The following is an 8,224-nucleotide window of genomic DNA, read 5'->3' as shown; positions in this document are numbered from 1 at the left end:
ATGGTTACATCCAGACAGAAAACAAAAAAAGAACTCTATGCGGAAATGAAGTCGCTGTTACGTGACGATGTTTTGAAGGGGCGCAAGCCATTTACCTGGCGTAGGATCCTGCTGCGCTGCTGGAGACAACCCGGGAAACGCTTCATTGTCTGGTGGCGCATTGCTAATTGTCTGTTTCTGCAAGGCGGTACATTCCGACGCTGGGCCGCTTTCAGGATTAACCGCAAGTTAGAATCACAATACAATACTGAAATTATGTTAGGCGCTGACATTGGTGGCGGCTTTCGCATCACGCATTTTCATGGCGTGGTTATCACCCATAATGTGGTTATTGGTAAGAATTTACTGATTAGACAAAATACAACCATTGGGACGAAGAATAATTATGGTGATAGGCTTATCACCATTGGCGATAATGTGAATATCGGCGCTAATTCCTGCATTATCGGCGACCAAATAACGATCGGCGACAATGTGACCATTGGCGCAATGTCGTTTATCAATAAAGATATTCCCTCGAATTGCACCGTCTATACGGAAAAGGTCCTGTCGATTAAGGTCGCGGCGGCTAAATAACGTTCAATTTGCCGAACAATCCGCAAACCGTATTCTCTTTCCCTGCGGGGATCCTTGATGGCATCAGCCTCAGGCACGTTCCTGTCCGCAATACGTCCCCGGCGTGCATTGCGGCCAGACCAGCGACGGGTTATTTCGTCGGTTTTGTCGTCTGCCAGTGCAGCAGCCCCGTCATCGCCGCCAGATACTTCTCGCTGGCTTCGTCTGATGAGATTGCCGGAAACTCGGCGGTGATGCAGTGTAGCCCGATATCGTTGCACCAGCTGCCGAACGAGCCGGGCGTTTCGTAGCCGACGCTGCTGACCAGCGGCAGCGCGAATGCGTCCGCCAACCATTGTCCCAGCTCGCTATTGCGGGCGTCTTCAATACAGGCCAGCGGGTCATGGAACGACACCACCCATGCCGGGTTTATCTGATGAATCAACTGACACAACGCGCGGCTTTCCGGTTCAGAGCCGGGGCGGCTGCCGGTGAGCAATACCACATCACGCTGCTCGGCCGCGCTGTTCCAGCGATAGACCGTTTCACCGGTTTTCCAGTTGGCTGACGGAAAGTTGCGATTGAGATCCACGCCGTTGGCGTTGGCGCGTAGCCCCAGTTGGCAGCCGTCCGGGTTAACGGCCAGTACCACGTGATGACGCCGTAGCTCCGGTGCCAGCGTGCGCAGCGCGCAGGAGAGGGTGACCACCGAGGCGTTTTCATCGCCGTGCGTACCGGCAATGATTAAACCGCTTTGCGGACCGGCCAGCGGCGCGGGAAACCAGATAAGCGGTGCGCCTAACAGTGAACGACCATAGTGTTGTGTCCCTGGTGGGAACGCGCCGCGCTGAGCGCGAGGGCGAGTGGCTGACATACGCTGCATCCTGATACGCAATGGGGATATTGAGCAGTGTTGTGCAAAATCATCCGCGAATCAAATAGTTTCCCTTATGGATATTGCTGGGGATATATCAAGTTTATGTGACATGCTGTTTGCAATTCGTGTAAGTGAAACAAATAATATTTTCATCAAGTTGTGTGGGTTTACCTATTTAAAGGGGATGACATGAAGTTACCGTTCACCTTGACCTGTTGCGCCGTCTTGCTTTCAGGTCTGAGTTCTATCGCCGTCGCGGCCGACGTTCCCGCCGGAACGGTGCTGGCGAAGCAGCAAGAGCTGGTTCGTCACATTAAAGATGAACCCGCTTCATTAGATCCCGCGAAGGCGGTGGGGCTACCGGAGATTCAGGTCATTCGCGATCTGTATGAAGGTCTGGTGAATCAGGATGCTCACGGCAATATCATTCCTGGCGTTGCTACCCGCTGGCAAACCAACGATCAGAAAATCTGGACGTTTACCCTTCGCAACGACGCTAAATGGTCGGACGGCACGCCGGTGACGGCGCAGGATTTCGTCTACAGCTGGCAGCGTCTGGTTGACCCGAAAACCACCTCGCCGTTTGCCTGGTTTGCGGCGTTAGCGGGCATCACGAATGCGCAGGATATTATTGATGGCAAAGCCAAGCCCGAAACCCTGGGCGTAACCGCCGTGGACGCGCATACGCTGCGGGTCCAGCTCGATAAGCCGCTGCCGTGGTTTGTGAATCTGACGGCTAACTTCTCGCTCTATCCGGTGAATAAAACCGTTGTCGAAAGCGATAAAAACTGGACGCGTCCGGGCAAACTGGTGGGTAACGGCGCCTATGTTCTGGCCGACCGCGTGGTGAATGAAAAGCTGGTGGCGGTGCCGAATAAATACTACTGGGATAACGCCAAAACGGTGATTCAGAAAGTCACCTTTATGCCGATTAACCAGGAATCCGCGGCCACCAAACGCTATCAGGCCGGGGATATCGATATCACGGAGTCGTTCGCGAAAAACCAGTATCAGAAGCTCAAAAAAGAGCTACCGGGCCAGGTCTTTACGCCTGCGCAACTGGGCACCTATTACTACGCCTTTAACACCCAAAAGGGGCCTACCGCTGATGCGCGTGTACGTCTGGCGCTCAGCATGAGCATCGATCGTCGTATCATCGCGGAGAAGGTGTTGGGGACCGGCGAAAAACCCGCGTGGCGCTTTACGCCAGACGTGACGGCAGGTTTTAAACCTCAAACGTCGGCGCTGGAAGAGAGCAGCCAGGCAGAGCTGAACGCGCAGGCGAAAATGTTGCTGCAAGCGGCAGGCTATGGCCCGAATCGTCCGCTGAAGCTGACCCTGCTGTACAACACCCAGGAAGTACATCAGAAGATTGCTATCGCCGTGGCGTCAATGTGGAAGAAAAATCTGGGCGTCGACGTTAAGCTGCAAAACCAGGAGTGGAAAACCTACATCGATAGCCGCAATACCGGCAACTTCGATGTGATTCGCGCTTCGTGGGTGGGCGATTACAACGAACCGTCTACTTTCCTGTCGCTGCTGACTTCGACGAACAGCGGCAATATTGCGCGCTTTAACGATCCCGCCTATGACAAAGTGATCCGTCAGGCGAGCCTGGAAAATACCGCCGAGGCGCGTAACGCTGACTACAATGCCGCGGAAAAAATCCTCGCCGAAAAAGCGCCGATTGCACCCATCTACCAGTACACCAATGGCCGCTTAATCAAGCCGTGGGTGAAAGGATACCCGATCACCAATCCGGAAGACGTGGCGTATACGCATACGATGTATATCATTAAGCACTGATAAAACCATCGCTGCAAAACTCAGAACGGGCGCCGCTTACCGCGCCCGTTTTTTTACGCCTTATTTCCCCCTGAAGGGGACCGATCTTATTAAAACACCTGATTCATGAATCCATTGCATAGGTCAAATCAGTTTTAACAGTCTAATTGTGGCGAGCGTTGTATCTTAAAATCATGTTTTAACCTGATAGAGGCATGACCGTGGAATATTCAGTATTAAGTAACAATCTAAAAATGCCGATGGTGGGGTTTGGCGTATTTAAGGTTACCGATAAAGAAGAATGTAAGCAGTCGGTGTTAAGCGCTATTCGCACGGGTTATCGCCTTATCGATACCGCTGCCGTCTATGGCAACGAAGACGCTGTAGGGGAGGCCGTTCGTGAAGCCATCGCTGATGGGCTGTGTACCCGCGAGGAACTATTCATTACCTCCAAGCTGTGGGTTCAGGACATGGTCAGCGCCGAAGCGGCGAAAGCCGGTATTGACGCGTCGCTGAAAAAGTCAGGGCTAGCCTATTTTGACCTCTATTTACTGCATCAGGCGATGGGGGATTATTTCAGCGCGTGGCGCGCGCTGGAAGAGGCTTATGATGCCGGTAAACTGAAAGCTATTGGCGTGTCGAATTTCTATGCGCATGTGTTAACCAACTTCTGTGAAACCGTCAGAATCAAGCCGATGGTCAATCAGGTGGAATTGCATCCTTACTTCGCGCAGCCTGACGCGCTGGAAACCATGAAGCGCTATAACGTTCAGCCCGAAGCCTGGGCGCCGTTAGGCGGTGGCAGACATAAGCCTTATGAAGATGAAATGCTGCAAGGCATCGCCGATGCCCATCAAAAAACCATTGCGCAGATTGTCTTGCGCTGGAACGTGCAGCGTGGCGTCACGGTGATCCCTAAATCTACCCAACAAAAACGTATTGCAGAGAACTTTACGATCTGGGATTTTTCCCTGACTGATGCTGAAATGGCAAAAATCAGCGCGCTGGATGCGGGCTATGTGGGGGAGGCGGTGAAACATTTTAACCCGGAATTTGTTCGCGGCTGTCTTGGCGTTAAAATCCATGACTGAACCGGGTTTATCCAATGAAAACAGGCGCTTTTAGCGCCTGTTTGTTTGAGCCCGATAGCTGTTCTATCGCAACAGTTCGGCAAACTTCGCCAGCCATTGTGGATGTGCTGGCCATGCCGGCGCGGTCACGAGGTTGCCGTCCACATAAGCCTCATCGATACCGATATCGGCATATTCGCCGCCGCTCAGCCGCACTTCCGGCGCACAGGCCGGGTAGGCGCTGCAGGTCCGCCCTTGCAAAACACCCGCGGCGGCCAGCAGCTGCGGGCCGTGACAGACTGCGGCAATCGGTTTGTTCGCCACATCGAAGTCCTGAACCAGCTTAATGACCGCTTCGTATAAACGCAGGTATTCTGGCGCGCGTCCGCCGGGGATCAGCAGCGCGTCGTAATCCGCCTCATTGACGCTGGCAAAATCGGCGTTGAGCACGAAGCGGTGGCCGGGTTTCTCGCTATAGGTCTGGGCGCCGTCAAAGTCATGAATCGCCGTCATAATATAGTCGCCTTTCGGCTTGTCGGGGCAAACGGCATCCACCTGATGACCAATCATCTGTAGCGCCTGAAAAGGCACCATAGTTTCGTAATCTTCCGCGTAATCGCCAACCAGCATCAGTATCTTTTTGCCTGCCATAGCCCATCCTCTTTGAGTAAAGATGTCTAAGATATAGCCTGGCCACAAAGGGATAGCGAACCGCAAACCGCGCGCTACATCACGGATATCAGCAATGGTTAAAAGCGGGGCTGCCGCACCGGCAAGATCGGGGCAGCAGTTCTGCCAACATGGAGTATCGTTCTGCTGAGACACTTGCAGAGATAACGGGAGTGCTATAATTGGCGGACGATATCACGCGTGCGATATCCTCTGCGGATAAGCCGCTTTTCACCTTCTTATGCCCGGGCAAACAGCGATGATTTATATGTCTGATGTCATGATATTTGGCAAAGTGCTGCTCGGCATCTTTCTGCTTTTGCTGCTGGCAAGTTATCTGTTTTCAAAGCTCAACGTGCCGATTGCCGTGCTGTTTACAACATGGCTTTCCGCTGCGGCGGCGTTTGCGCTGCTGGTGGTGTTGGTGTTAATGCCGGGGATCAAGAACGATGAGGTTGCCCTGGGAAAACGCTGGCTTGAAGAGTGCACGCTCGTCGAAAAGTTTGAGCGTCATACGTTACGCGAACCGACCAATCGCCTGCAATGCCATGGCGTAGAAGAGCAGGTGGACGCCAGCGACTATCAGACCTTCACGGTCGCCTATCTCGAACGCGGGGAGGGCGATCCCCGCTGATGCTCGTGGCAGAGGAATCACCGACTTTCACGCCTGCCTCTTTTTCCCGGTTGATGATGAAATATCGCGGCGCAGTGCGGCTGGCGCGTTAGGATCGCCGCTGAGCGGGAGATTACTCAGCATCACTTCAATATCCTCCGCCGGTACCGGGTCGGAGAACCAGAACCCCTGTAGTGCGTCGCAGCCCAGCCCGGTGAGGATACGCTGCTGCTCCTGGGTTTCTACGCCCTCTGCCACCACATCCATATTCATGGAATGGGCGATGGTGATAATCGTCGAGACGATTTTGATGTGTTTGCTGTTCTCCCGCATATCTTTCATAAAGCTTTTATCAATCTTCAATTCACCGGCTGGGAGATCCTGCAGCGCCAGCATATTGGAGTAACCGACGCCAAAGTTATCAATGGAAATAGTGATACCAATGCGGCAGAAATCATTAAAGATTTGCACGCTGCGATCGAAACCATGTAACGCCGTGGTTTCGGCAAGCTCGATGGTCAGGCGTGTCGGCGAAATACGATGGCGTACCAGCGCGTCGCAAACCTGCTCGTAGAAGTTTTGCTGCTCAAACTGGACCGGTGAAATATTCAGCGAAAGCGTCCAGTCATCGTGCCCGGAAAGGCTCCACTTATGCATCTGAATGCAAGCTTGTTCCAGCACCCAGTTACCCACTGAAACAATCAGCCCCGTATTCTGTAGCGTAGAGAGGAAGACTTCCGGCAGCAAAATGCCTTTTTTCGGATGCCGCCAGCGCAGTAATGCTTCAAAGCCGTAAATCCGTTTTTCTTTGACGTGGTATTTCGGCTGGTACCACAGTTCAAACTGATTGCGCTCCAGCGCCTGAGTTAGGTCCTGTAAGAAATGCGCGCCCTGCCAGGTGCTATCGAGCATCGACTCGTTGTAGAACACCCATCCATTTCGCCCGCTATGTTTCACGTGATACATCGCGGTATCGGCGGCGAGCTTCAGATCCTGCGGCGTTTCGCCGTGACCGGGGTAGAGGCTGATGCCAACGCTCAGCGAGATTTGCAGAATTTGCCCGGAATGGTAAAACGGCCGCCGGATGCTTTCGACCATCCGCGTGCAGATATCGGCGATTTCCGCCTCGGTGCAGTCGGGCGCCAGCAGGATAAACTCGTCGCCGCCGATGCGGGCGAGGGTCATTTTCGGCATCAGGCAGGCGCTCATACGGTTAGCGACGGAGACCAGCAGATTATCGCCGACGTGATGGCCCCAGGCGTCGTTGACCAGCTTAAAGCGGTCGAGATCCATCAGCACCAGCGCGAAAGTGCTGCCCGCCAGTCGAGCCTGATGCAGGCAAGCCAGCAGGCGCATATCAATCTGGCTACGGTTGGCGAGGCCGGTAAGCCCATCGTAGCGTGCCTGCTGCTCAAGCTGCTGGTTCAGGCGCTGGAGGTTTTCGGTGAGTCGCGTCGTGCGTACCTGGGAGTCCACCATTGAGATCATCAGCATCAGCCCCAGCAGCAGTAGCGTGGTGGCAGAAACCCATATCGAAAGGCCTTCTTCGCTCACCATGGCCGCATGATTGGCCATGATATGCCCGCTGCCGGTGAAGGTGGCGGCGCTCATGCCGGTATAGTGCATCGCGGCAATCGCAATTCCCATCGCAAACGCCGCGCCAACGCGCGTCAGCAATACCCCTTTACTGTTCAGGCGCAGGCTGAAGGCTAACCACAAGCCGACGCAGGAGGCTACGATAGCGATCACCACGGAGGCGATAATCAGCGGCACGCTCCAGATGATATCGTCATGCGACATCAGCGCAGCCATGCCGACATAGTGCATGATGACGACACCGCTGCTGAGTAGGGCGGTGGCAATGCACAAGCGTTTAAGCGACAGCGTATTTCCCGCGACGGCGATATTAATCGCCAGTGAAGACGCGATAATCGCCGCCAGCAGTGAAATGACCGTCAGCGCCAGGTGATAACTCATTGGCATAGGCATCTTCATGGCCAGCATGCCGATAAAATGCATCGACCAGATACCAATACCCAGCGTAGCGCCGCCGGTAATACGCCAGAAGATAGCCGCCTTCTTATTTGAAGCGGCAATTTTTGCAGCACTATCAAGCGCAACGAAAGATGCGATGAATGCCACCAGGAATGAAATACCGACCAGTATCGGGTCCCACGAAGCGTGTAGCGTCATGCAAACCATACCTTTTCATAGAGTGGGTTCTATTTAATCTATCAGTAAATTCCGAATTTAAACCAGTGAAATAGCGAAAGAGTTATCTTTTTTTTATCAGATTAGATGCTGCGCTCGGTTTATTTAGCATGGCTTAATTATCGTGAAATGCCAGTTAATAAATAAGTGGGGCGCATTATATTATGCTTTATTTCTATAGAGTTAAGCCATGCTTAAGTAGGCTGGTGTGGAAAATTTGTCTTTAGTTGTTGTTATATTCTGCATTAAGGCAAACTGACACCGCGAACGGTTAAAGTGATGAAAATAGTTAAAATGGTCTGGAAAATACATCTTCTGGTGATATAACAAAATTATACAACCAGCGTTGAGGGTAGGTTATGTTTAAAAACATTAGCGTCCGAACGTTTATCCTGGTCTTTATTTTGGCGGTTTTTGTTATTGCCGATGTGATCTGTCTAATAC

The 8,224-nt window shown here is 52.9% G+C and carries 7 protein-coding genes; 4 read left to right on the top strand and 3 right to left on the bottom strand.

The window, feature by feature from the left end:
- A complete protein-coding gene (locus NNN71_RS22450) occupies positions 1 to 576 on the top strand; it encodes a serine O-acetyltransferase (RefSeq protein WP_191091004.1) in 576 nt (191 codons plus the stop codon).
- A 130-nt stretch (positions 577 to 706) separates the two neighbouring features.
- Here NNN71_RS22450 and mpaA read toward each other — a convergent pair whose 3' ends face one another.
- The gene (gene mpaA, locus NNN71_RS22445; RefSeq protein ID WP_167576019.1) at positions 707 to 1,429 is read right to left on the bottom strand and encodes a murein tripeptide amidase MpaA; all 723 of its coding nucleotides are present in this window, start codon (positions 1,427 to 1,429) and stop codon (positions 707 to 709) included.
- A 192-nt stretch (positions 1,430 to 1,621) separates the two neighbouring features.
- Here mpaA and NNN71_RS22440 point away from each other — a divergent pair, with 192 nt between their 5' ends.
- Both NNN71_RS22440 and NNN71_RS22435 read left to right on the top strand, forming a co-directional pair.
- Positions 1,622 to 3,238 (top strand): peptide ABC transporter substrate-binding protein, encoded by a 1,617-nt coding sequence (locus tag NNN71_RS22440; protein WP_167576018.1) that lies wholly within the window; start codon positions 1,622 to 1,624, stop codon positions 3,236 to 3,238.
- Positions 3,239 to 3,438: 200 nt separating this feature from the next.
- Positions 3,439 to 4,308 carry an aldo/keto reductase gene (locus NNN71_RS22435; RefSeq protein ID WP_271459369.1) on the top strand — a complete coding sequence of 290 codons (870 nt, stop codon included), beginning with the start codon at positions 3,439 to 3,441 and terminating at the stop codon, positions 4,306 to 4,308.
- 63 nt (positions 4,309 to 4,371) lie between these two features.
- On the opposite strand, the gene NNN71_RS22430 is transcribed toward NNN71_RS22435, so the two are convergent.
- Positions 4,372 to 4,938, bottom strand: a complete 567-nt coding sequence (locus tag NNN71_RS22430; RefSeq protein WP_163447384.1) for a DJ-1/PfpI family protein — start codon at positions 4,936 to 4,938, stop codon at positions 4,372 to 4,374.
- 286 nt (positions 4,939 to 5,224) lie between these two features.
- On the opposite strand from NNN71_RS22430, the gene NNN71_RS22425 reads away from it, so the two are divergent.
- Entirely contained in the window at positions 5,225 to 5,590 is a 366-nt protein-coding gene (locus NNN71_RS22425) for a hypothetical protein (protein WP_167576016.1), read from the top strand.
- 27 nt (positions 5,591 to 5,617) lie between these two features.
- On the opposite strand, the gene NNN71_RS22420 is transcribed toward NNN71_RS22425, so the two are convergent.
- Positions 5,618 to 7,762 carry a putative bifunctional diguanylate cyclase/phosphodiesterase gene (locus NNN71_RS22420; RefSeq protein ID WP_271459368.1) on the bottom strand — a complete coding sequence of 715 codons (2,145 nt, stop codon included), beginning with the start codon at positions 7,760 to 7,762 and terminating at the stop codon, positions 5,618 to 5,620.
- Positions 7,763 to 8,224 lie beyond the last annotated feature (462 nt).

Source organism: Kluyvera sp. Awk 3, assembly GCF_028069715.1.
Lineage (GTDB): Bacteria > Pseudomonadota > Gammaproteobacteria > Enterobacterales > Enterobacteriaceae > Kluyvera > Kluyvera georgiana_A.
This window is presented reverse-complemented; position numbering and strand designations above follow the sequence as displayed.

What these genes read in the sequence shown, in the direction of transcription:
- NNN71_RS22430 (WP_163447384.1), bottom strand. Translation starts at nt 4,938, where the DNA reads ATGGCAGGCAAAAAGATACTGATGCTGGTTGGCGATTACGCGGAAGAT.
- mpaA (WP_167576019.1), bottom strand. Translation starts at nt 1,429, where the DNA reads ATGTCAGCCACTCGCCCTCGCGCTCAGCGCGGCGCGTTCCCACCAGGG.
- NNN71_RS22440 (WP_167576018.1), top strand. Translation starts at nt 1,622, where the DNA reads ATGAAGTTACCGTTCACCTTGACCTGTTGCGCCGTCTTGCTTTCAGGT.
- NNN71_RS22420 (WP_271459368.1), bottom strand. Translation starts at nt 7,762, where the DNA reads ATGACGCTACACGCTTCGTGGGACCCGATACTGGTCGGTATTTCATTC.
- NNN71_RS22425 (WP_167576016.1), top strand. Translation starts at nt 5,225, where the DNA reads ATGTCTGATGTCATGATATTTGGCAAAGTGCTGCTCGGCATCTTTCTG.
- NNN71_RS22450 (WP_191091004.1), top strand. Translation starts at nt 1, where the DNA reads ATGGTTACATCCAGACAGAAAACAAAAAAAGAACTCTATGCGGAAATG.